20 protein-coding genes are annotated in these 22,857 nt (G+C 52.5%); 14 read left to right on the forward strand and 6 right to left on the reverse strand.

The annotated features are described in order from the left end of the window. Window positions 1-9: 9 nt before the first annotated feature. Both CWI71_RS10445 and CWI71_RS10450 read right to left on the reverse strand, forming a co-directional pair. Entirely contained in the window at window positions 10-1,167 is a 1,158-nt protein-coding gene (locus CWI71_RS10445; protein WP_126755217.1) for an acyl-CoA dehydrogenase family protein, read from the reverse strand. Between the two features lie 10 nt (window positions 1,168-1,177). After that, on the reverse strand, window positions 1,178-2,677 hold the full coding sequence (locus CWI71_RS10450; RefSeq protein ID WP_126755218.1) for a CoA-acylating methylmalonate-semialdehyde dehydrogenase: 1,500 nt from the start codon (window positions 2,675-2,677) through the stop codon (window positions 1,178-1,180). 133 nt (window positions 2,678-2,810) lie between these two features. On the opposite strand from CWI71_RS10450, the gene CWI71_RS10455 reads away from it, so the two are divergent. Both CWI71_RS10455 and CWI71_RS10460 read left to right on the forward strand, forming a co-directional pair. Then, window positions 2,811-3,719, forward strand: coding sequence for a helix-turn-helix transcriptional regulator (locus tag CWI71_RS10455; RefSeq protein WP_126755219.1), 909 nt, complete (start codon window positions 2,811-2,813; stop codon window positions 3,717-3,719). A 9-nt stretch (window positions 3,720-3,728) separates the two neighbouring features. After that, window positions 3,729-4,580, forward strand: coding sequence for an EamA family transporter (locus tag CWI71_RS10460; RefSeq protein ID WP_126755220.1), 852 nt, complete (start codon window positions 3,729-3,731; stop codon window positions 4,578-4,580). Here the strand turns inward: CWI71_RS10460 and CWI71_RS10465 are convergent. After that, window positions 4,577-5,755 (reverse strand): acetyl-CoA C-acyltransferase, encoded by a 1,179-nt coding sequence (locus tag CWI71_RS10465; protein ID WP_126755221.1) that lies wholly within the window; start codon window positions 5,753-5,755, stop codon window positions 4,577-4,579. The two genes, CWI71_RS10460 and CWI71_RS10465, sit on opposite strands and share 4 nt — an antisense overlap. 204 nt (window positions 5,756-5,959) lie before the next feature. Between CWI71_RS10465 and CWI71_RS10470 the strand changes: the two genes are divergently transcribed. The 11 genes from CWI71_RS10470 to CWI71_RS10520 all read left to right on the forward strand — a co-directional run bounded on the left by CWI71_RS10470 (window position 5,960) and on the right by CWI71_RS10520 (window position 19,624). After that, window positions 5,960-6,379: a MerR family transcriptional regulator gene (locus CWI71_RS10470; protein ID WP_126755222.1), complete on the forward strand. Its 420-nt coding sequence runs from the start codon at window positions 5,960-5,962 to the stop codon at window positions 6,377-6,379. A 2-nt stretch (window positions 6,380-6,381) separates the two neighbouring features. Beyond that, window positions 6,382-7,551 (forward strand): isovaleryl-CoA dehydrogenase, encoded by a 1,170-nt coding sequence (locus tag CWI71_RS10475; protein ID WP_126755223.1) that lies wholly within the window; start codon window positions 6,382-6,384, stop codon window positions 7,549-7,551. Window positions 7,552-7,565: 14 nt separating this feature from the next. Continuing rightward, window positions 7,566-9,173, forward strand: a complete 1,608-nt coding sequence (locus CWI71_RS10480; RefSeq protein WP_126755224.1) for a carboxyl transferase domain-containing protein — start codon at window positions 7,566-7,568, stop codon at window positions 9,171-9,173. A gap of 12 nt (window positions 9,174-9,185) precedes the next feature. After that, a complete protein-coding gene (locus tag CWI71_RS10485; protein WP_126755225.1) occupies window positions 9,186-9,974 on the forward strand; it encodes an enoyl-CoA hydratase-related protein in 789 nt (262 codons plus the stop codon). Continuing rightward, entirely contained in the window at window positions 9,971-11,935 is a 1,965-nt protein-coding gene (locus tag CWI71_RS10490; protein WP_126755226.1) for an acetyl/propionyl/methylcrotonyl-CoA carboxylase subunit alpha, read from the forward strand. The genes CWI71_RS10485 and CWI71_RS10490 overlap by 4 nt, the downstream gene beginning before the upstream one ends. Before the next feature lie 2 nt (window positions 11,936-11,937). Next, window positions 11,938-12,840 (forward strand): hydroxymethylglutaryl-CoA lyase, encoded by a 903-nt coding sequence (locus CWI71_RS10495; RefSeq protein WP_126755227.1) that lies wholly within the window; start codon window positions 11,938-11,940, stop codon window positions 12,838-12,840. Window positions 12,841-12,854: 14 nt separating this feature from the next. Then, window positions 12,855-14,804 (forward strand): acetoacetate--CoA ligase, encoded by a 1,950-nt coding sequence (locus CWI71_RS10500; protein ID WP_126755228.1) that lies wholly within the window; start codon window positions 12,855-12,857, stop codon window positions 14,802-14,804. A gap of 11 nt (window positions 14,805-14,815) precedes the next feature. After that, a complete protein-coding gene (locus CWI71_RS10505) occupies window positions 14,816-17,023 on the forward strand; it encodes a putative bifunctional diguanylate cyclase/phosphodiesterase (protein ID WP_126755229.1) in 2,208 nt (735 codons plus the stop codon). 32 nt (window positions 17,024-17,055) lie between these two features. Next, the gene (locus CWI71_RS10510) at window positions 17,056-18,699 is read left to right on the forward strand and encodes an electron transfer flavoprotein-ubiquinone oxidoreductase (protein WP_126755230.1); all 1,644 of its coding nucleotides are present in this window, start codon (window positions 17,056-17,058) and stop codon (window positions 18,697-18,699) included. Window positions 18,700-18,818: 119 nt separating this feature from the next. Next, window positions 18,819-19,229: an H-NS family histone-like protein gene (locus CWI71_RS10515; protein WP_126755231.1), complete on the forward strand. Its 411-nt coding sequence runs from the start codon at window positions 18,819-18,821 to the stop codon at window positions 19,227-19,229. A gap of 20 nt (window positions 19,230-19,249) precedes the next feature. After that, window positions 19,250-19,624: a SpoIIAA family protein gene (locus CWI71_RS10520; RefSeq protein WP_126755232.1), complete on the forward strand. Its 375-nt coding sequence runs from the start codon at window positions 19,250-19,252 to the stop codon at window positions 19,622-19,624. A 46-nt stretch (window positions 19,625-19,670) separates the two neighbouring features. Here CWI71_RS10520 and CWI71_RS10525 read toward each other — a convergent pair whose 3' ends face one another. From CWI71_RS10525 to CWI71_RS10535, 3 genes are all read right to left on the reverse strand, one after another. Continuing rightward, window positions 19,671-20,303, reverse strand: a complete 633-nt coding sequence (locus CWI71_RS10525; protein WP_126755233.1) for a DUF5666 domain-containing protein — start codon at window positions 20,301-20,303, stop codon at window positions 19,671-19,673. Window positions 20,304-20,393: 90 nt separating this feature from the next. Continuing rightward, window positions 20,394-21,026, reverse strand: a complete 633-nt coding sequence (locus CWI71_RS10530; protein ID WP_126755234.1) for a hypothetical protein — start codon at window positions 21,024-21,026, stop codon at window positions 20,394-20,396. A gap of 174 nt (window positions 21,027-21,200) precedes the next feature. Continuing rightward, window positions 21,201-21,848, reverse strand: coding sequence for a hypothetical protein (locus CWI71_RS10535; RefSeq protein ID WP_126755235.1), 648 nt, complete (start codon window positions 21,846-21,848; stop codon window positions 21,201-21,203). A 261-nt stretch (window positions 21,849-22,109) separates the two neighbouring features. Here CWI71_RS10535 and tsaA point away from each other — a divergent pair, with 261 nt between their 5' ends. Next, window positions 22,110-22,817, forward strand: a complete 708-nt coding sequence (tsaA, locus tag CWI71_RS10540) for a tRNA (N6-threonylcarbamoyladenosine(37)-N6)-methyltransferase TrmO (RefSeq protein WP_126755236.1) — start codon at window positions 22,110-22,112, stop codon at window positions 22,815-22,817. Window positions 22,818-22,857: the final 40 nt, after the last annotated feature.

Raw genomic sequence — 22,857 nt, forward strand, 5'->3', positions numbered from 1 at the left:
TGGTCTGCCTTACAGAATGGCGCGATCGATGTCTGCAAGTAAGCGCCGGCCGATGATCACCCGCATAATTTCGTTGGTACCCTCGAGGATCTGATGCACGCGCACATCGCGCACATGCCGCTCAAGCGGATACTCTTTAATGTAGCCGTAGCCACCATGAATTTGCAGTGCTTCGTTACAGACCTGGAAACCGACGTCGGTCGCGAAACGTTTTGCCATGGCGCAGTAGGTGGTTTTGTCCGCGTCATTGTTATCGACTTTAAACGCCGCCAACCGCACCATCTGCCGTGCGGCGACAAGCTCGGTAGCCATATCAGCAAGCTTGAACTGCAACGCCTGGAACTGACCAATTTCTTTACCAAACTGGGTCCGTTCAAGCATATAGTTGCGCGCGGTCTCCAGCGCTGCCTGCGCCGTACCGACTGAACATACCGCAATATTAATCCGACCACCATCAAGACCCATCATGGCAAACTTGAAGCCTTCACCTTCAGCACCCAGCAGGTTTGCTGCCGGAATACGTACATCTTCAAAGGTTACCAGGCGGGTTGGCTGGGCGTTCCAGCCCATTTTGGCTTCTTTTTTGCCATAGCTGATGCCCTCGGCATCGGCTGGTACGACAAAGGCCGATACGCCTTTTGGCCCGGCTTCGCCGGTGCGTGCCATGACAACCAGCACGTCCGTGCTGCCGGCGCCGGAGATAAACATCTTAGAGCCATTAATGACGTACTCATCGCCTTCTTTTTTCGCGGTAGTGCGCAGACTGGCCGCATCCGAACCTGCACCTGGCTCCGTCAGACAGTAGGAACCCAGTTTTTCACCGGTTACCAACTCAGGTACCCACTGCTCAATCACTTCGGGCTTAGCGAAGGAGCCGATCATCCAGGTCACCATGTTGTGAATCGTCATCATGGCAGTCGTTGCTGTACAGCCCATCGCCAATTGCTCGAAAATCAGCGCGGCGTCTAAACGGCTCATACCAAAGCCGCCCGCCTCTTCCGGCGTGTACATCCCCATAAAGCCCATCTCGCCGGCTTTACGGAAAACTTCCAGCGGAAAGTGGGAGGTTTCATCCCACTCGCCAGCGTAAGGGGCCAGCTCTTTTTCAGCAAAGGCTTTGGCGGTATCGACAAAGGCCTGTTGATCGTCAGTTAAGTTAAAATCCATGGTTCACCCCTTACTTCAAGTGGATGGTCATATTCGGGCCGCTGGCGTCAGCGATGTCGCTTTCAAACCAACGCGCGGTAATGGTCTTGGTTTCACTGTAGAAACGCACCGCTTGTTTGCCGTAGGCGTGCAGGTCACCAAAGAATGAACCCTTCCAGCCAGTGAACGAGAAGAATGGCAGCGGTACCGGAATCGGAATGTTAATCCCGACCTGACCGACTTCAACTTCATGCTGATATTTACGTGCAGCAGCGCCGCTGGCGGTGAAAATTGAGGTGCCGTTACCAAACGGGTTGGCATTAACCAACTCAATCGCATCTTCCAGTGTATCGGTGCTGGTGGCACAAAGTACCGGACCAAAAATCTCGTTTTTATAGATTTCCATGTCGGTGGTCACGTCACTGAACATGGTGGGGCCAACCCAGTTACCGTCCGGGAAGCCTTCGACTTTGCAGTCACGGCCGTCGACCAGCAGGTTTGCACCTTCTTCCTGACCTTGCTTAATGAAGTCTTCAACACGTTGCTTCGCCTGTGGGCTGATCAATGGACCGAAGGCTGCATCAGCATCGTCCCACGCACCCGGACGCACTTTTTTCAGTTCTGCTGCAACTTCAGGAATCCAGTCTTTCGCCGCACCGACGAACACTGCGACTGAAATCGCCATACAACGCTGGCCCGCAGCACCTACTGAAGCGCCTACCAGATTACTGATGACCTGGCTCTTGTTCGCGTCTGGCATGATCACACAGTGGTTCTTGGCGCCGGCAAAGGCCTGTACGCGCTTCATGTTCTCAGTACCGCGACGATAAATGTATTGTCCAACAGGCACTGAACCCACGAATGAAATAGCACGGATCGCTGGTTCGTCAAGAATGAAATCGACCTGATCTTTGGCGCCATGAATCACCTGTAGTACGCCTTTTGGCGCGCCCGCTTGCTCAAACAACTCAACCAGACGGGTTGGCGTTAACGGATCCTGCTCAGATGGTTTCAGAATAAAGGTATTACCGCAGGCAATTGCCAATGGGAACATCCACAGCGGAATCATGGCCGGGAAGTTAAATGGCGTAATACCGGCACAGACGCCTAACGGCTGAGTAAAGCTGTAGGTATCAATTTTACGGGCAACATTTTCGACCGTTTCACCCATCAGCAATGACGGAATATTGGCCGCATGTTCAACCACTTCAATACCGCGCCAGACGTCGCCTTTGGCATCATCAAAGGTCTTGCCGGTTTCGCTGGCAAGAATTTCGGCAATTTCATCATGATGTTCTTTCAATAACGCCTGATAGCGCATCATGACTCGTGCGCGCTCGGAGACCGGCGTTTCTTTCCAGGTCTGGAAGGCTTTCTTCGCGCTTGCTACCGCGGCTTCCATTTCTTCCTGGGTGGCACAAGGTGCCTGGGCAATCACTTCCTGCGTCGCCGGGTTGGTGACATCAATCCACTTTTCAGACTTGGACTGAACGAACTCACCATTAATATAAAGGGGTACTTTTTTAGTCATGGGATTTACCTCATTGTTCTGACTTTTTTGCTGGCCCGTATTTAAGCACTGTACGGGTCGCTTTAACATTGACGATTTTGCCCCTATAATGGACAAAATTGTTATTTCAACTCTTTCAGGCAGCATTCTTATTATGAGCCAACCCTCCAGCTGGCCCTTGCCACCCGGCAGTTCCCGCGTTGTGTTACCGCTGGAACTGACGGACATGCTGGCCAGTCATCCACTGAGCCAGCATTTTTATCCGTTGGCCTACGGCCATTATCTGGAAGCGCACGGCCATCGGGTGAATCGCGCACGCCACACTGATTATTTGCTTATATTTTGCCATCGCGGGCGCGGTCATTACCGCATTCAGACCCCGCAGGGCAATGTTCAGGGCAGTCTGCAAGCCGGTCAGCTACTGCTATTACCCGCCGGCATGGCGCATGCCTACGAGGCCGACGCGCAACAGCCCTGGAGTATTTACTGGGTTCACTACAGTGGTCAGGCAGCGCCACAAAGCATGGACTTCCTTGGTCTACAGGGGGCCGAACATGAGCCCGGACAATTTGTCCTTACTCTGCACCATTGGCAAAGCCTGCTGCCGGTGGTCACTGATCTACTGAATTTGCAGCATCAGCGCTGGCAGCGCCAGCGAGCCGTGCTTGCCGCCACCTTATTACAACACCTGGTCGCCCAGCTGCCGGAGCTTGCCACCGCAGCACACCAAGCCCATGATTTCGACCTGCTTGCGCTGGAACGGTTCATGCAAGACAATAGCCATCGCGATCTGGACCTCGCTGATTTAGCCGAAGTCGCTGGTCTTTCACGCTTTCATTTTGCCAAAAAATTCAAAGCGGTGACGGGTACTTCGCCCATGCGCTATTTTAATCAGCTGAAAATCAGGCTGGCCTGTGAGCAGCTCGATACCAGCACGGACACGGTACGCACGATTGCGCAGAACCTGGGGTTTGACGACCCCTACTATTTTTCCCGGTTATTCAAAAAAGTCATGGGCGTCGCGCCCAGTGATTACCGCGACAGCCATCAACCACAAATCTAGGAGTCGGACATGTGGATTCTTTGGGCCGTAACCCTGCTCTGGGCTGCCAGCTTTTCCCTGATTGGCGAATTCCTTGCTGGTCAGGTCGACGGTTACATTGCCGTCTTTATCCGTATGCTGCTTGCCCTGGCACTGTTTCTACCCTTATGGCGCCCCAGCCGCTTAGGCTTGCCGCAACAACTTGCCCTGGCCGGTATCGGTGCCATTCAGATCGGCATCATGTACCTGTTGCTCTACCACGCCTTTTTATTCCTCAGTGTTGCCGAGGTCTTGCTGTTTACCATCTTTACGCCGCTTTATGTGACCCTGATTGACGACGTCATATTCCAGCGTAAACACTTGCCCTTACGCTGGTGGGCCGCTGCCGGTTTCGCCGTAGTCGGAGCTGCGGTCATCCGCTTCAACCCACTGAGTGAAAGCTTTCTCACCGGCTTTTTGCTGATCCAGGGCGCCAACCTGTGTTTTGCCGCAGGCCAGGTGTTCTACAAACGCCTGCCACTGGGTGACGCGCGTAATCAACTGCATGTATTTGCGCTGTTTTTCATCGGTGCCACGCTCACCACCGGCCTGGCCATGGCCGCTTTTGCCAACTTCGACCTGCGCCCGGACACGCCGCTACAGTGGGGCGTGCTGATGTGGCTTGGCCTTGGCGCTTCGGGTATTGGCTATCTCGCCTGGAATATGGCCGCCAAGCGCGTCAATACGGCACAGTTGGCGACCATGAACAATATGCTGATTCCGGCGGGACTGCTGGTGAACTTCCTGTTCTGGGGCCAGAACGTCGACTGGCTGCGGCTTGCTATCGGCGCCGCTATTCTGGCCGGCGCCGTCTACCTGGCCTCGCGTCGTCCAGCTGCTTAAAGCATCTCGACAGCGACTGCGACCGCCTCGCCACCACCAATGCACAATGAGGTGACGCCACGTTTCTTCTCGTGGCGCTTCAGTGCATGCAGTAAAGTCACTAACAGACGCGCACCGCTGGCACCGATTGGATGACCCAATGCACAGGCTCCGCCGTGTACGTTCACCTTGGCGTGATCAAGCTGCATTTCCTGCATCGCCAACATCGTTACCATGGCGAAGGCTTCGTTAATTTCCCACAGATCAACCTGATCTTTGTCCCAGCCAATGTTGTCCAGTAATTTGTTCATCGCGCCAATTGGCGCCACGGTAAACTCAGCCGGTGCCTGCGAGTGAGTGGCATGGCCCACGACCCGCGCCAGTGGCGTTAAGCCACGCGCCTGCGCTTCACTTTCACGCATCAGCACCAGCGCTGCAGCGCCGTCGGAGATTGAACTTGAATTGGCCGCAGTAATGGTACCTTCTTTAGCAAAAGCGGGACGCAAGCTAGGAATTTTTTCCGGCATGCCTTTGCCCGGCTGCTCGTCAATGCTGACCGTCACTTCACCTTTACGGGTACTGTAGGTGACGTCCACCGTTTCTGCGGCGAACGCACCTTCGGCAATGGCGTTCTGAGCACGCGTCAGCGACTCAATGGCAAACGCATCCATCGCTTCACGATCCAATTTGTATTCATCGGCCGTGCCCTGTGCATAAGTGCCCATGGCCTTACCCTCGTACGCGTCTTCAAGACCGTCGAGCATCATATGATCGTAAATGGCATCATGGCCCATGCGATAGCCAGCGCGTGCCTTTTTCATTAAGTAAGGAGCATTGGACATGCTCTCCATACCACCGGCCACGACGATATCCGCAGAACCCACTTTCAGCAGGTCATGGGCAAACATCACCGCTTTCAAGCCCGAACCACAAACCTTATTAATGGTGGTTGCGCCCGCACTTTGTGGTAATCCGGCATACAACGACGCTTGTCGCGCCGGCGCCTGACCCAGCCCGGCCGGCAGCACGTTACCCATAATGACTTCACCCACATCTTCCGGCTTCAGACCGCTCTCAGCAACCACGGCTTCAATAGCAGCAGCGCCCAGGCGGGTCGCATCCACAGCACTCAGGTTCCCCTGGAAACCGCCCATAGGGGTACGCTTAGCAGCAACAATCACAACAGAATCAGACATAAAAACTCCTTTAAAGGCGAAAGCGTTATTGGTTATCGATTACTGGATATTGAAAACCTAAAGCGTTATTGGTTATTGGATGTTAGTTATTTCAAAGCAGTAACCAATATCTAATATCCACTAACGCCTTCGCAGTTCTTACCTTTACGTTAACGTCAACTTGATTTAAGCTTAACGCTCTAACCGGACACAATGCAAGTACAAATGAACGATATCACCACCTACAGCATCGGCGAATTAGCCCGCGAATTCGACATTACCACGCGCAGTATTCGCTTTTACGAAGACCAGGGCCTGCTGACTCCCTCGCGGCAGGGGCAGACGCGTCTGTATACCAATAAAGACCGGGTGCGCCTGAAACTCATTTTGCGCGGCAAACGGCTGGGCTTTTCGCTGGCCGAGACCAAGCGTTTGTTTGATCTGTACGACGTCGAAAACAGTAGTGTCCGACAGTTACATACGGTCCTTGAGCTGATTGATGACAAACGCGCGTCACTGCATCAGCAGCTTGAAGACATTAAAGTTTTATTAGTTGAGCTGGGGAATTTAGAAGAACGCTGCCGCGATGAGCTGAATGAGTTACAAAGCGCCGCCCCCAAATCTGTAGAAGTTAGTCAGGAGTAAATATGATCAGCCAATTTAGTAGTTTAAATTTCGGCCTTGGCGAAACCGCCGATATGATTCGTGAAACCGTCAATGCGTTCGCACGTGATGAGATTGCCCCGCGTGCGGCAGAAATTGATGAAACGAATGACTTCCCTGCTGATCTCTGGCAAAAATTCGGTGAGCTTGGCCTGCTGGGCATGACGGTTCCGGAAGAATACGGCGGCTCGGGCCTGGGTTATCTTGAGCATGTGATTGCCATGGAAGAGATCAGCCGCGCGTCGGCGTCGGTGGGCCTAAGCTACGGTGCCCACTCCAACCTTTGTGTCAACCAGATTGCCCGTAATGGTACTGAAGAGCAAAAACAAAAATACCTGCCTAAGCTATGTAGCGGCGAGCATGTTGGCGCATTGGCAATGAGTGAGCCAAACGCCGGTTCTGACGTGGTCAGCATGAAGCTGCGCGCTGACAAGCAAGGCGATCATTACGTGCTGAACGGTAACAAAATGTGGATCACCAATGGTCCGAATGCCGACGTGTTGGTGGTCTATGCCAAAACCAGCCCGGAGCGAAACTCGCGCGGTATCACTGCTTTTATCATTGAAAAAGACTACCCGGGTTTTCGTACCGCACAGAAGCTCGACAAGCTGGGCATGCGCGGCTCCAATACCTGCGAGCTGGTCTTTGAAGACTGCAAAGTGCCTGCAGAGAATATCCTCGGCGAACTCGATCGCGGTGTCGAAGTGCTGATGAGTGGTCTGGATTATGAGCGCGCGGTGCTGGCAGCAGGCCCGTTAGGTATCATGCAAGCCTGTTTAGACGTTGTCGTCCCTTACATTCATGATCGCAAGCAGTTCGGCCAGAGTATCGGTCAGTTCCAGCTGATTCAGGGTAAAGTGGCTGACATGTACACCCGTACCAATGCTGCCCGCGCTTATGTTTACGCGGTAGCGCAAAGCTGCGACCGTGGTGAAACCACCCGTAAAGATGCCGCCGGTGCAATTTTGTATGCAGCCGAGCTGGCGACGCAATTGGCGTTAGACGCTATTCAGTTACTCGGTGGTAACGGTTACATCAACGAATACCCTACCGGACGTCTGCTGCGCGACGCCAAACTCTATGAAATTGGGGCGGGAACCTCAGAAATTCGCCGCATGCTGATCGGTCGTGAACTGTTCAGTGAATCAGTCTAAACAGGAGTCTGATTGTGACGGTATTAACCAGCTCGATTAATCCAAAAGACGAGACTTTTCTCGCCAATACCAAAGCTATGCAGGAGGTCGTTGACGACCTCTACAGCAAGGTTGAGACCATCAAACAAGGTGGCGGTCCGAAGTATCAGGAGCGTCATCTGGCGCGCGGTAAGTTACTGGCCCGCCAGCGTATTGAGAAGTTGCTCGACAGTGGCTCGCCGTTTCTTGAAGTCGGTCAGTTTGCAGCATGGGACTGTTACGAAGATGACGTACCTGCCGCCGGCGTAGTTGCTGGTATCGGCACCGTCGAAGGCGTGCAGTGTATGATCGTCGCCAACGACGCTACGGTGAAAGGTGGTACCTACTACCCTTTGACCGTGAAAAAGCATCTACGCGCGCAGGAAATCGCCGAGCGCTGCCAACTGCCATGTATTTATCTGGTCGACTCGGGCGGCGCTTTTTTGCCACGCCAGGACGAAGTTTTTCCTGATCGCGACCACTTTGGCCGCATCTTCTACAATCAGGCCAATATGTCAGCTAAAGGCATCCCGCAAATTGCTGTGGTGATGGGCCTTTGTACCGCTGGCGGTGCTTACGTTCCGGCGATGGCTGACGAAAGCATCATCGTCAAAGAGCAAGGTACTATTTTCCTTGCCGGCCCGCCGTTGGTGAAAGCTGCTACCGGCGAAGAAGTCTCGGCCGAAGAGCTTGGCGGTGCAGACGTGCATACCCGTGTCTCGGGCGTTGCCGACCATTATGCCATGAATGATGAGCATGCTCTGGCACTGGCGCGCCGCTCTGTCGCCCGGCTGAACTACCAGCCCGCGCAGCCGTTGCAACCGGCAGAGGTCAAACCGCCGCGTTATGACAGTAATGAGTTATATGGCATTGTCGGTACTGACCTGCGCAAACCTTATGATGTGCATGAAGTGATTGCCCGTATCGTCGATGACTCTGATTTTGATGAATTTAAACAGAATTACGGTACCACCCTGGTGACCGGCTTTGCCCGTATCCACGGTTACCCGGTGGGGATTGTCGCCAACAATGGTATTCTGTTCTCAGAGTCCGCGCAAAAAGGCGCGCACTTTATTGAGCTCTGTGCGCAGCGCAAAATTCCGCTGCTGTTCCTACAAAATATTACCGGCTTTATGGTGGGTAAAAAGTACGAAGCCGAAGGTATTGCCAAGCATGGCGCGAAAATGGTGACCGCGGTCAGTTGTGCGCAGGTACCGAAATTCACAGTGTTGATTGGCGGTAGCTATGGTGCCGGTAACTATGGCATGTGCGGTCGCGCGTACGATCCAACCTTAATGTTCATGTGGCCGAATGCCCGCATTTCTGTCATGGGTGGCGAGCAGGCTGCGGGAGTCATGGCGCAGGTAACCAAAGACAACCTCGCCCGCAAAGGCGAAACCATGTCGGCCGAAGAAGAGCGAAAACTGAAACAGCCGATCATTGAGCAATACGAAAAACAAGGGCACCCCTACTACGCCTCAGCACGGCTGTGGGACGATGGCATCATCGATCCGGCGCAGACCCGTACGGTACTGGGCCTGAGTCTGGCGGCTGCGAACAATGCCCCGATTGCCGAAACGAAATTCGGCGTATTCCGCATGTAAACGGAGGATATTATGGATTATCGCTATATTACACTCAGTCATGCGGACGGCGTTGCGACACTTACTCTCAACCGGCCTGACGTGCACAATGCCTTCGATGACGTGATGATCAATGAACTGATTGATGCGCTTAAGCGCGTTGATCAGGACAGCAACAGCCGCGTGCTGGTGCTACGCTCAAACGGTCGCAATTTTTCAGCTGGCGCTGATCTTAGCTGGATGCGCTCCATGGCGGATAAAAATTACGCCGAGAACCTGGCCGACGCCGGTGAGCTGGCACGCCTGATGGCCACGCTCGATGATTTATCCAAACCGACCATCGCGCTGGTACAGGGCGCCGCATTTGGCGGGGCGGTCGGACTGGCTGCCTGTGCCGATCTGGTTTTAGCAGAGCCGCGCAGCAGCTTTTGTCTGAGCGAAGTTAAAATTGGCCTGATTCCGGCCGTCATCAGCCCGTACGTCATGCGCGCCATCGGCACCCGACAGTCACGTCGGTATATGCTCACCGCTGAACGTTTTAGCGCCGGGCAGGCACAGCAGATGGGTCTGGTGCACGAGGTGGTTGACGATCTGGACACCGCCCTGCCCGACTTTCTGGCGATTTTCATGGCGAACAGCCCTGCCGCTGTCAGCGCCTGTAAGCAGCTGATTGCTGACATCGATCAGCAGCCGATTGGTGAGCAAAGTCAGCAGCTGACCATTGAGCGTATTGCCAAAATTCGCGTTTCCGACGAAGGTCAGGAAGGTTTATCTGCGTTTCTTGAAAAACGCAGCCCGAAGTGGAAAAAGGATTCGCAATGATTACTAAATTGCTAATTGCAAACCGCGGCGAGATCGCTTGTCGCATAATGCGTACCGCCCGTGCGATGGGGATTAGTACGGTCGCAGTCTATTCCGACGCGGACCGTCACGCCCAACACGTGCAACTGGCTGACGAGAGCATCCATATTGGTCCTTCAGCGAGTGCTGAAAGCTACCTGGTGATTGACAAAATTATTGCCGCGGCAAAACAAACCGGCGCCGATGCGATTCACCCGGGCTACGGCTTTTTGTCGGAAAACGAGCAGTTTGCCGATGCCTGTGCCGACAACGGCCTTATTTTTGTCGGCCCGCCGACCAGCGCGATCGCTGCGATGGGCTCAAAAAGTGCCGCCAAGTCCATCATGAGTGAAGCCGATGTGCCTTTGGTGCCGGGCTATCATGGTAATGAACAGAGCGCTGAAAAACTGGCCGCAGAAGCCGACACCATTGGCTACCCGGTACTCCTGAAAGCTGCCTATGGTGGCGGCGGAAAAGGTATGCGCGTGGTCGAGTCGGCAAAACAGTTCAACGAGGCCCTGCAGTCGGCCAAGCGCGAGGCGAAAGCGGCGTTCGGCAACGACAAAATGCTGGTTGAAAAATACATTACCCGGCCCCGTCACGTTGAGATCCAGGTGTTCTGTGATGAGCATGGTAACGCTGTTTATCTGGCCGAGCGTGACTGCTCAGTGCAACGTCGCCATCAGAAAGTCATTGAAGAAGCCCCGGCACCGGCGTTAAGTGAGCGCACCCGGCAGGCGATGGGTGAAGCTGCAGTACGCGCGGCGCAGGCAATTGACTATGTCGGCGCTGGCACGGTGGAGTTTTTGCTCGATACCGATAACAGCTTTTATTTCATGGAAATGAACACCCGTCTGCAGGTCGAACACCCGGTCACCGAAATGGTCACCGGACAAGATCTGGTGGAATGGCAGTTACGGGTTGCCAGTGGCGAAACACTCCCGCTGGCGCAAGACCAGATCAGTCTCAGTGGTCACGCGTTTGAAGCGCGTATTTACGCCGAAGATCCTGACAACGACTTTCTGCCCAGCACCGGCACCCTGCACCACCTGCGCACACCTGCCAGCTCGGCGGTCATTCGTATCGACAGCGGTGTGGTCGAAGGTGACGAAGTCAGTGCATTCTACGATCCGATGATCGCCAAACTGATTGTCTGGGGCGAAGACCGTACCATCGCGCTACGGCGTTTGCTGCGCGCGCTTGACGACTATCGTATTGCCGGTGTGCGCACCAATATCGACTTTTTACGCGCCATCGGTCGTCATCCCGACTTTCAGCGCGCTGAGCTGACCACCCGCTTTATTGAAACGCACCATGACGCGCTGTTCGTTGAGCAAGAGGCGCAGACAATTGAAGATTATGCGGTGATGGCGGCGCTGGCTGAAAATCTGATTGAGCAAGCGGCAGAACATGATGTGTGGCGCCATGCCCGCAATTTCCGTCTAAACCAGCCAGCGCAGTTTAGCCTGCAGCTACAACACGGCGACACTGACTATGTGGTCAACCTGAGCGCCAGCGGCAACGGCTGGAAGAGTTCGTTCAGTGACGCGATCTGGCAGGCCCAACTGCAAGGTGATCAACTGCAGGTCAGCCGTGGCGAGCATCGCTTTAGTGTGTATGTCATGCACACCGAGCATGACATTACGGTGTTCTCACAGCAGCGCAGCGTGCGCTTCGCTCGTCATCTGGTGGCCGATACGCTGGCACAGGAAGGTCCGGCGGGCTCAATGACCGCGCCCATGAACGGCACCATTGTTGAAGTGCTGGTACAGCCGGGCGACCAGGTTGAAGCGGATCAAGCCGTGGTCATTATGGAAGCCATGAAAATGGAATACACCATTCGCGCGGCCTACGCCGGTGAGGTTGATCAGGTGTTTTATGCCGCGGGTGATCTGGTCAGCGACGGTGCAGAACTGATAAGCATTACAGCAGACGAGGCCTGACTATGACAGCAACACCGATCAAATTGGTTGAGGTAGGTCCGCGCGACGGTCTGCAAAACGAACAGGCGGTCACCACTGCGGATAAAATTCAGCTGGTCAATGACCTGACCGCCGCCGGTGTCAGCTACATTGAAACCGGCTCCTTTGTCAGTCCGAAATGGGTGCCGCAAATGGCCGACAGTGCCGACGTATTTGCCGGCATCCAGCGTAAAAGCGGTGTGACCTACGCCGCATTAACGCCGAACCTTAAAGGTTTCGAAGCAGCGCTGGCCGCCAGCGCCGATGAGGTGGCAATTTTCGGTGCCGCCTCAGAAGGTTTCAGCCAGAAGAACATTAATTGCTCCATTGCCGAGAGTCTCGAGCGTTTCGCCCCGGTGGTAGAGGCGGCGCGCGCCGCCGACATTCGCGTACGTGGTTATGTCAGCTGTGTCTTAGGCTGTCCCTACGATGGTGAAATTGCCCCTGAACAGGTGGCCTGGGTGGCAGAAAAACTGCATCAGATGGGCTGCTATGAGGTTTCCTTAGGCGACACTATCGGCGTCGGTACACCGGTGAAAGCGCAGCAAATGCTGGCCGCCGTCGCAGCAAAAGTGCCGATGGAGCAGCTTGCCCTGCACTTTCACAATACCTATGGTCAGGCATTAGCCAATATCGCCAGTTGTCTGCCAATGGGGGTACGTACCATCGACAGTGCCGTGGCCGGACTCGGCGGCTGCCCCTATGCGAGAGGCGCCAGCGGCAATGTGGCCAGCGAAGACGTCGTCTATATGTTGCAAGGCATGGACTACACTACCGGTATTGATCTGGCGGCACTCATTCGCGCCGGTCAGCGCATCTGTTCCGCCTTAGGACAACAGCCACGTTCCAATGTCGCCATTGCTGAACTGGCCAAACAAGCGAGTTAACTGGGAGCCCGAAAATGACAACGAAAATGCTGTGGCAACCGAACGCCGATATCATCGCCAACGCGCGTATCACCCATTTCATGCAACGCGTCAATCAGGACTTTGAACTGGCGCTGGCGAATTATCACGATCTGCACCAGTGGTCTGTTGAACACAGTGCCGATTTCTGGCGCTACGCCTGGGACTACCTTGAGGTGATCGGCGATGCTGGCGAGCGCACTGTCGAGGACCCACACAAGTTACCGGGCGCCCGTTGGTTTCCCGACGCGCGGCTGAACTTTGCCGAGAACCTGATGCGTCATCAGGATCATCGTGCGGCACTGGTATTTCGCGGTGAGAACGGCACCCGCAAAGAGATCAGTTACCATGAACTGCACCGCCAGGTTGCCCTGGTCGCGCAGCACCTGAAAGAACTCGGCATCACCAAAGGCGACCGCGTCGCGGCGATGATGCCAAACTGTTGCGAGACCATTGTCGCGATGCTCGCGACCGCCAGTTTAGGCGCTATCTGGTCCTCCTGTTCGCCGGACTTTGGCGTGCAAGGCGTACTGGACCGTTTCGGCCAGATCGAACCGAAGCTGCTGGTCACCGTAGATGGGTACTTCTATAACGGTAAAACGCTGGATATCAAAGAAAAAACCGACGCCATTCGTGCCGAGCTACCGACGCTTGAACATACCTTGTATGTTGACTTCGCGAACTTAACACCGGCGTTACCAGAGCGCAGTGCCTGGTGGCATGACGTCATTGCCGACAGCAAGGACACGCCAGCGCTTAACTTTGTCGCTACTGACTTCAATGATCCGCTGTACATTATGTTCAGTTCCGGCACCACAGGCGTACCCAAATGCATCGTCCATGGCGCCGGTGGTACCCTGCTGCAACATCTGAAAGAGCATGCCCTGCATACCGACTTGCAGCGCGACGATGTGTTTTTCTACTTTACGACCTGTGGCTGGATGATGTGGAACTGGCTGGTCTCCGGCCTGGCACAAGGTGCAACCTTAGTCCTGTTTGACGGTTCGCCGTTTTACCCGGCGCCGGAGATTCTCTGGGATATTGCCGATGAAGAAGGCATCAGTGTATTCGGAACCAGCGCGAAATACCTCTCGGCGCTGGAAAAAGCCGAAGCAAAACCGCGTGAAAGCCATGATCTTGAAGATTTACGTGCCATTCTGACCACAGGTTCGGTACTGGCACCGGAAAGCTTTGACTATGTCTACCGCGACATTAAAGAAGATCTTTGTCTCTCTTCCATCTCCGGTGGTACCGATATTATTTCCTGCTTTGCGCTGGGTTGTCCTGTTTTACCTGTGTACCGGGGCGAACTGCAGTGCCGCGGCCTGGGTCTTGATGTACAGATCTTCAACGAGCAAGGTGAGCCGGTACGCAATGAAAAAGGTGAACTGGTATGCCGCAACAGCTTTCCATGCATGCCTATCGGCTTTTGGAATGACGCTGACGGGCAACGTTACTTCAACGCCTACTTCGATCGTTTCGAGAACACCTGGGCCCATGGTGACTACGCTGAGCTGACCGATCATGACGGCGTGATTATCTATGGTCGCTCTGACGCTGTGCTGAATCCCGGTGGCGTGCGCATTGGTACCGCCGAAATTTACCGTCAGGTCGAAAAGGTCGACGCAGTACTTGAAAGTATCGCGGTTGGCCAACGCTGGCAGGACGATGAACGCGTGGTGTTGTTTGTCAGGCTACGCCCGGGGGTTGAGCTGGATGACGAGCTGCAGCAGCAGATCCGCAAAACCATCCGCGCCAATGCTACGCCGCGCCACGTGCCTGCGGTGATAGCTCAGGTCAAAGACATTCCGCGTACCATTAGCGGAAAAATCGTCGAGCTTGCAGTGCGGCAGGTGATCCATGGCGAGCAGGTAAAAAATACCGACGCCCTGGCAAACCCTGAAGCCTTAGCAGAGTTTGCCGATCGCCCTGAGCTGCAGAATTAAGAGACCTGGCAATGCAACGGCGCTGGCAACTGGTTCGCAACCTTCTTCTGATCACCGCAGTGGGCGTGTTACTGACAATTATTTCGACGCGCTTTATTCTGCACTCAGAAGAGCAAACCATCCGCCAGCGCCTGGCTATGGACACTCAACAACTTGAGCATCAGTTTCGACAACGGATGCTCAGTTACGCCTTTGTTACTGAACTGACCGCCCGCAACGTTGAACGTGACGCTGACAACGCGCTGGCGAATCTTGCGGACGAAGCCAGGGCGTTATTTCTTTACTACCCGTCAATTGAGCGGGTACTGGTATTGGATGAGAATTTTCAGCTGCAATTTCAGCGCTTCAGTTCACGCGCTGAGTTGCTTGATGCGACCTCATTTATCGACACGCCCATAGCACCCCTACTGAGCGAGGCTGGTGACGCTCCGCACGCCCTTAGCGCTCCGGCAGCCGCGCTGTCAAATTCAAACTCAGACGTGGTGATTGCCAAGTCATTTGCCACTGCTGAGCAGCGTCATTACCTGCTTTTAGTCATCGATGTACATCATCTGTTTGACTCGGTGGTACGTAGTGAAATCACTGAAGGTTACCAGGTTGCCATACGACTCGATGAACAAACCATCTACCGCTTCGCTGGCAATGATGCCTTACGTGACGACTGGAGTAGCGAGGTACCGTTAAAGTTTGCCTCCAATCTTTGGTATCTGGAGCTTTGGCCGACCCAAGAGCGCCTCGACGCCATGTATTCCGTCAGTGCCGAGCTGGTATTTTTTGGCGGACTGGCACTGACCATGGGTGGCCTGCTGTTGGGCTGGCGCTCGCATCGCTTACGTGACCTGCTACAACAACGCCTGAGCCAGGTGAAACGCGCGGGTGCCGAGCTGCAAAAACTGCATGCCACCGAGGCTAAACTGCTGTTTCTGTCTGATCATGACGCGCTGACCGAACTTGCGAACCGCAATGGGCTGGAACATTATCTGAACGAGCAGTTGCCGCTGGCACAAGAACAACACAGTAAATTGGCGCTGCTAACCATCAGTATTGATTCATTTCGCGAGCTGAATCATGCCTTGGGTCACCCTTTTGGTGATGAAATAGTGAAACGTATTGCCCTGCGCATTAATAAGGCATTGCCACAAGATGCCTACCTGGCGCGCTCGGGCATCGACACTTTTATCGCGCTGGTGCAGGTCACTGATCCTGGCAATGATCCTGAGCGATTGGCCGTCGCGATTCGGGAAGCTATCAGTCCGCAGCTATTTATCGAGCAACACGAAATCTACTGCTCCGTTTCTATTGGCATCGCCCTTGCGAAGGATGCCAACTACGAGCAGGAGCAGCTGCTGCATCATGCCGACACAGCGCTTTACTGGGCCAAGCAGCAGGGCTTTTTTGGCATCGCCACCTATCATCCCGACCAGCAGCTGGCACTGAAACAGCGACGAGAACGCTTGCATGAACTGCGCCTGGCGCTGGAAAAACAACAGATTGAACTGCATTATCAGCCGATTATTCACCTGCGCGAGCATCGCGCCTATGGCGTCGAGGGACTGCTGCGCTGGCGTACCAGCGATCAAAGAACCTTAGCCCCGGCGCAATTTCTAAATTTAATGGAGCAGACCGGCCTGGTCTTTTCAGTGACCGAATTTATAATCAAGTCAGCCTGTCAGCAGCTCCGGCACTGGCATAAGCAACTGCAACGCCCATTACTGATGAGCCTTAATTTCTCGCTGCGACAACTGACCATGCCGGAATTAAGTGAACTGATTCACCAGCATCTACGACGCGCGCAATTACAGCCGGAACATTTGCAGATAGAAATCGAAGAGAGCGTTTATCTGCAGCTATGCCAGAGCCACCATAGTACCGTAGAAAAATTGAAAAAATCCGGTGTACGCATTTGTGTAACGCTAAGCGGCGTATCAAACTGTCTGTTAAAAGCGATGCAACAGTGTCCGCCCCACTGTTTTAAAATATCACCGGAACTTGTGGCGGATATGCCAAGCCAGGCAATCCCCACAGAATTAGTTGAAAGCATCATCCGACTTGCGCAGAATTCGCATAGTCAGGTGATCGCAGTAGCCGTTGAACATCAACAGCAAATTGATTTTCTATTACAACGAGATTGTGTTTTAGCGCAGGGGAATTATTTTGCCTCTGCATTACCTGCAGAACAATTAGGTGAGCGACTAACAGCGACCTTAGCAGGTCACTAGTTACTCGCTTACAGCAAAAACAGGAGTCCACTATGCAACGCGAAAGTATGGAATTTGATGTGGTGATCGTCGGCGCCGGTCCGGCCGGACTGGCCACCGCCATTCGCCTGGCGCAACTCGCGCAGGAGCAGGAACAGGAGCGCATGATCTGCGTGGTCGAAAAAGGCTCTGAGGTCGGTGCCCATATTCTTTCCGGCGCAGTGTTTGAGACTCGCGCACTGGATGAACTCTTCCCTGACTGGAAAGATAAAGGCGCGCCGCTGAATACGCCGGTAACCGAAGATCATATCTTTTATTTCAAAGACGCTGACTCGGCCCGTCGTCTGCCCAACTTCATGGTACCGAAAACGTTTCACAATGAAGGCAACTACATCACCAGCATGGGCAACCTTTGTCGCTGGTTAGCTGAACAGGCAGAAGCGCTGGGCGTTGAGATTTTCCCGGGTTTCCCTGCTGCCGATGTCATCATTGAAGACGGCCGGGTTGCCGGCGTTATTACCGGCGATATGGGTGTCAGTGCTGACGGTGAAAAGAAAGACAGCTTCGAACCGGGCATGGAATTACGCGCCACCTACACGGTTTTCGCCGAGGGCTCCCGTGGTCATTTAGGCAAGCGTCTGCAAGCTGAATTTGACCTCGCTGAATCGAGCTCACCGCAGCATTATGCGATTGGTTTTAAAGAGATCTGGGACGTCCCCGCCGAGCAACATCAACCAGGATTGGTCGTTCACAGCACTGGTTGGCCATTAAATGACAACGCTACCGGTGGCGGTTATCTGTACCATGCTGAAGACGGTCAGGTCTATTTGGGCTTAATTGTCGATCTGAACTATGCCAACCCCTACCTGAATCCATTTCAGGAATTCCAGCGCTTTAAAACGCATCCGGAGATTGCCAAAGTACTGGAAAACGGCAAACGTATTACCTATGGTGCCCGCGCAATTACCAAAGGTGGCTTTTACTCGCTGCCGAAAATGACCATGCCCGGCGGTATTCTGGTTGGCTGTAACGCCGGTACGCTGAATTTTGCCAAGATTAAGGGTAATCACGCGGCAATGAAGTCGGGAATGCTGGCCGCTGAAACAATATTTGAAGCGCTGAATACCGAGCAGCCGGCTGCTGAACTTAGCGATTTTTCTGAGAAGTTCAAAGCTTCCTGGCTCTACGACGAGCTTTATCGTTCACGCAACTTTGGACCCGTGATTCACAAATTCGGTACCTGGGTGGGCGGCGCCTATAACACCATCGACCAGAATTGGTTCGGCGGTAAACTGCCGTTTACCTTTAAGGATGAAACTGCCGATTACGCCTGCACTGGCAAGGCCGTTCACTATGAGCCCATTGATTATCCGAAGCCTGATAATAAATTAACGTTTGATCGTCTGTCTTCAGTGTATATCTCCAATACCAACCATGAAGAAGATCAGCCGTGTCACCTGAAGCTGAAAGATCCTGAAATTCCGCTAACCGTCAACATGCCTGAATATGCCGAGCCAGCGCAACGTTACTGCCCTGCCGGGGTTTATGAAGTGGTTGAGGAAGATGGTGAAGCAGTATTTAAAATTAACGCGCAAAACTGTATTCATTGTAAAACCTGCGATATTAAAGATCCGAGCCAGAATATTACCTGGGTAACTCCAGAAGGTGCTGGTGGTCCGAATTATCCAAATATGTAAAGTCGTTTTAATTCACTAAGAATTAAATGTAAGATAAAGCCGACGACAAAATAAGATTGTCGTCGGCTTTTATTTTTTATTTAATGCAATTCCGACCATAACCTTGGAAAAATACGACGATGAGTGAATTTATAGATATCCTGACGCACGGACGACGTCTTAAAGCTGCGGTAAAGGAATTATCTGTCCAAGAATTAGAAGAAGTGCAAGAAAAACTGGCGAAAGTCATTGCCGATCGCCGCGAAGAAGAAGCAGAGCTGAAAAAGCTTGAGGCTGAGAAGCAGCGTAAAATTGACGAGTTAAAAAAAGCCATGGCGGAAGCCGGTATTGATGCTTCTGAACTCCTTGAAGGCGAAGCAAAGCCTGCGGCGAAGACAAAGCGTAAGCGTGCTCCTAAACCGCCGAAATATGCTATTGTAGATGCCAACGGTGAACGTATTACCTGGACCGGTCAAGGCCGCATGCCCAATGCATTAAAAAATGCATTAAATAAAGGTGATAGCCTTGAGACTTATTTAATTAATAAATAAAAACAGGGAACGAAAACGGTATGCTGAATATTAACTTGCTGGATACAGATGCGATTGCCATCCTGGAGCCAAAGGGGCAACTATCGGAGGCGGACTTCAAGTTTGCGTCTGATGTCATTGATCCCTACGTCGAAAAATCAGGCGGCTTAAAGGGTATTATTATTCGCAGCAAAAAGTTTCCGGGCTGGGACTCGTTTTCTGCCTTATCCGAGCAGGTTAATTTTGTGAAAGATCATCATAAAAAAATTTCGCATATCGCTGTCGTTACCGATTCTTCGCTGGCAAATCTGGCAGAAAATGTCGGCGGAGGCCTGATTGACGCAAAAATCAAAACCTTCGCTTACGACGAGCTGGAACAGGCTAAATCCTGGATTCTTTCAGAGCACGGCGAATAAAAAAGGCGCTCTGAAGCGCCTTTTTTTATCCCCGTTTCAGCGAGTGTTACCGGGCCGAGTAAAGGCTACTGACATACTCGGCTTCGAGTACCCGCCCTTCAAGTAAACTGCGATCCATCTGGCCGCTAACGCTGACAATATCGTTTACCTTGATTTGCTGATAGCCTTCGTTATCCAGAGGATCGTAAGACATAGCATCCGTTTTGACAGTCAGTAAGCGAGCGGCGCTATTGATGGTAAATTCGTTCGCAGCGGGATTCACCGACGTAACTGTGCCGTGCACGGTTACTTCTGATATCTCCACAGGTAACGAAAACGTAAATTTTGGCGTATCCTGGTCAACGACACTGCTATAAAAGGTAGTGCCTATATTCTGCACATAGACACTCCGGGCATCTATGCTGGTACTTTCATAAAAATCATCATCAATAAGACCGGTTACAGTTACTTTATCATCAGGCACCAGCTGATATTCCGTCGCATCACGGTCATGCTCGTCCATAGTAACCGTAATTGTGCCATCTCCATAGTCCATGACAAAGCTGTTCGCTGAAACCGAAGCGATGGTACCACTAATCTGGATCCATGTATTATCGGCTTTCTGGTACGGGCTCTGACTCCATGCTGCAACAGAAAATAAAATAGCGGAAACGACTACAACCAATTTGCTGACATACATAGCGTTCTCCTTTTACAGGAAATGATTGAATAAAAAGGCGCTAGATAGCGCCTTTTTACTCTGTCTTTACCACCTGTTCGTCACCTGTTGTTACGAGGGGTCGTACAAAGTAGTGACATAGTCCGCTTCAAATACCTGACCTTCAAAAAGATCATTATCGATCTGACCGGTCACGCTAACCATGTCATTCACACTGATTTGCTGGTATCCCTCGTCATCCAGGGGATCATAGGGCATTTCATCCGTCTCAACAGTTATCAGCCGGGTACCGGTATTGATGGTGAACTCGTCGGCTAAAGGATCTACCGCTGATACGGTGCCACGCACCGTCGTCTCGGAAACGACAACCGGCACTGTGAATGTGAAGATACGATCTTCTTCATCAATTGCACTTGCGTAGAAATAGGTACCGATGCTTTCAACATAGACGCTACTAGCATCAATGGTCGTCGTTTCAAAGAAGTCATCGTCAATGAGACCTGAAACCGTAACTTTATCATCTGGAAGTAGCTTGTAGGCGTCCGCATCACGATCACCATCAGTCATTTCGACGCTAACGGTACCGCTACCATAATCCAGAATAAAACTGTCTGGCGAAACAGACTCTACGGTGCCGCTGATCTGTATCCAGGTATCATCCGGCTGTTGATAGGGGTTTTGGCTCCATACTGGAGCAATAAGAAAAACACTGGAAATTACTGCAACCACTTTACTGGTATACATAGTCTCCTCCGTTTGTTTTAGCTAGCTGACAGTAGGCTGACTAGCCCTTTAAAGATAGAAAGCGCATCAGTGACTGTCAAATAAGGGGAAGACTCAGGTAAATTGGTGGGCAAAGCAAAAATGAACTGCAACAGGCCATCGTCGCCTGTTGCAGTTTCTTGCTTCATTCAGATATTAATTCTTAATTTTAATCGTAATTTCGCCAATACCGGCATCCACATTGATTCGGGCATCGCCATTACCTGAGGCGCGACCTGAGGCACTGATAAAGTTGCGCTCATTGCTACTGGAGTCGCCACCTGAAATCGTTGCTTCACCAATTCCGACGTCCGTTTTAACGTCATCAATAGCACCGAAGACTTCAAGATCGACTTCACCCACGCCTAAATCGATACTCATATCAGTGGCATCAACTTCACCGGAAATTTCACCTACCCCCAGATCTACGTCAATCTCGGCAAGTTTTGGTGTACGTACCACCCAATTTAATTCAACGTCATCCTGCTCAGGTACATACAGACGTAACCGGTCACCGTCTTGTTCGGCAACCAATTCAACCGCATCGACATAACCATCGTTAAACAACGTCGAGTCGCCCGACTCGGCAATGAGTTCGACTTCCAGTTCAGCACCGGTGCTACGCTCAAACTTCAGCGTGCCAACGCCAAACTCAAGCTTCAGCTCGGTGGCTTCCGAGACCTGATAGGTGGCGTTTATTTCACGCTCATGAGCGTATGCTGATCCTGCGAACGGCAGACTTAATGCTGTTACCGAGGTAATTAAAAACAAGGCTGAAAACCAAACAGACTGTTGGCGTGTCATGATTTTTTCTCCCGCATTTCATCACTAAGGGGTTGTTAGTTATCTCTTTTGACGCTGCAAGTGTTGATAAAGTTGACAACGTGAAAAGACGTTTTCGTCACGATGATAACTATGCATAGACTGTGCCAACTATGTTTTTATATTTTAAATCAGTGACTTATATTTGTGCGCGCGGTTCTTACCGCTTCATCGAATCACCACTGATTCGCTAAAAAACCAAAAATATGCTGAAATTCACTAATCTTAACTAATCTGATCCAAATGATGACTCACGTAATTGAGCCAATTGCCCAAATCCATTCACCTTATCCGGAAAAATTTGCGGTACCACGCCAGCCCGGCCTTGTGACCGCAGCGACTGCCGATATTGAATTATTGCCACCTTTTAATGCCGATACGGTGCGGGGCTTAGCCGGGTTTAGTCATATCTGGGTGGTCTTTTTGTTTCATCAGAATCTGGCTCAGGGCTGGCAACCCATGGTACGCCCGCCGCGGCTCGGCGGTAACGAAAAAGTTGGCGTATTTGCCTCACGTTCGACCTTTCGTCCCAATGGTCTGGGCATGTCGGTTGTTGAACTACTCGAAATCGTTGTGCATGGCGGACGCACCTTGCTCCGCGTACAAGGAGGGGACTGGGTGAACGGCACACCTGTGGTCGACATTAAGCCTTATCTACCTTATGTAGACGCAGTACCTGAGGCGCGCGGTGGCTATGCCGCAAGCGCACCGCCAGCAAACATGCCGGTGCTATTTACCGAATCAGCACGCCAGCAGTTGCAACAACTCAAGGGGCAGTATCGCGATTTGCCGACGCTGATTGAACAAGTGCTGCAACAAGATCCCCGTCCTGCCTATCATAAAAATAAAGTCAGCGATAAGGTTTACGGCATGCAACTTTATGATCTGAACATTCAGTGGCAGGTCCTAAATCAGCAAAATCATGTCATAAACATCAGTAAAGACTTTTGAGTGTGGCCGGGTACTGGTAGAATTTCCGACATTCAGAAAA

Source organism: Pseudidiomarina insulisalsae (assembly GCF_003987065.1).
Taxonomy (GTDB): domain Bacteria; phylum Pseudomonadota; class Gammaproteobacteria; order Enterobacterales; family Alteromonadaceae; genus Pseudidiomarina; species Pseudidiomarina insulisalsae.

Bases quoted from the DNA above. Each gene is read 5' to 3' on its own strand.
- CWI71_RS10445 (WP_126755217.1), bottom strand. From the start codon at position 1,167: ATGGATTTTAACTTAACTGACGATCAACAGGCCTTTGTCGATACCGCC.
- CWI71_RS10450 (WP_126755218.1), bottom strand. From the start codon at position 2,677: ATGACTAAAAAAGTACCCCTTTATATTAATGGTGAGTTCGTTCAGTCC.
- CWI71_RS10455 (WP_126755219.1), top strand. From the start codon at position 2,811: ATGAGCCAACCCTCCAGCTGGCCCTTGCCACCCGGCAGTTCCCGCGTT.
- CWI71_RS10460 (WP_126755220.1), top strand. From the start codon at position 3,729: ATGTGGATTCTTTGGGCCGTAACCCTGCTCTGGGCTGCCAGCTTTTCC.
- CWI71_RS10465 (WP_126755221.1), bottom strand. From the start codon at position 5,755: ATGTCTGATTCTGTTGTGATTGTTGCTGCTAAGCGTACCCCTATGGGC.
- CWI71_RS10470 (WP_126755222.1), top strand. From the start codon at position 5,960: ATGAACGATATCACCACCTACAGCATCGGCGAATTAGCCCGCGAATTC.
- CWI71_RS10475 (WP_126755223.1), top strand. From the start codon at position 6,382: ATGATCAGCCAATTTAGTAGTTTAAATTTCGGCCTTGGCGAAACCGCC.
- CWI71_RS10485 (WP_126755225.1), top strand. From the start codon at position 9,186: ATGGATTATCGCTATATTACACTCAGTCATGCGGACGGCGTTGCGACA.
- CWI71_RS10490 (WP_126755226.1), top strand. From the start codon at position 9,971: ATGATTACTAAATTGCTAATTGCAAACCGCGGCGAGATCGCTTGTCGC.
- CWI71_RS10495 (WP_126755227.1), top strand. From the start codon at position 11,938: ATGACAGCAACACCGATCAAATTGGTTGAGGTAGGTCCGCGCGACGGT.
- CWI71_RS10500 (WP_126755228.1), top strand. From the start codon at position 12,855: ATGACAACGAAAATGCTGTGGCAACCGAACGCCGATATCATCGCCAAC.
- CWI71_RS10505 (WP_126755229.1), top strand. From the start codon at position 14,816: ATGCAACGGCGCTGGCAACTGGTTCGCAACCTTCTTCTGATCACCGCA.
- CWI71_RS10510 (WP_126755230.1), top strand. From the start codon at position 17,056: ATGCAACGCGAAAGTATGGAATTTGATGTGGTGATCGTCGGCGCCGGT.
- CWI71_RS10515 (WP_126755231.1), top strand. From the start codon at position 18,819: ATGAGTGAATTTATAGATATCCTGACGCACGGACGACGTCTTAAAGCT.
- CWI71_RS10520 (WP_126755232.1), top strand. From the start codon at position 19,250: ATGCTGAATATTAACTTGCTGGATACAGATGCGATTGCCATCCTGGAG.
- CWI71_RS10525 (WP_126755233.1), bottom strand. From the start codon at position 20,303: ATGTATGTCAGCAAATTGGTTGTAGTCGTTTCCGCTATTTTATTTTCT.
- CWI71_RS10530 (WP_126755234.1), bottom strand. From the start codon at position 21,026: ATGTATACCAGTAAAGTGGTTGCAGTAATTTCCAGTGTTTTTCTTATT.
- CWI71_RS10535 (WP_126755235.1), bottom strand. From the start codon at position 21,848: ATGACACGCCAACAGTCTGTTTGGTTTTCAGCCTTGTTTTTAATTACC.
- tsaA (WP_126755236.1), top strand. From the start codon at position 22,110: ATGATGACTCACGTAATTGAGCCAATTGCCCAAATCCATTCACCTTAT.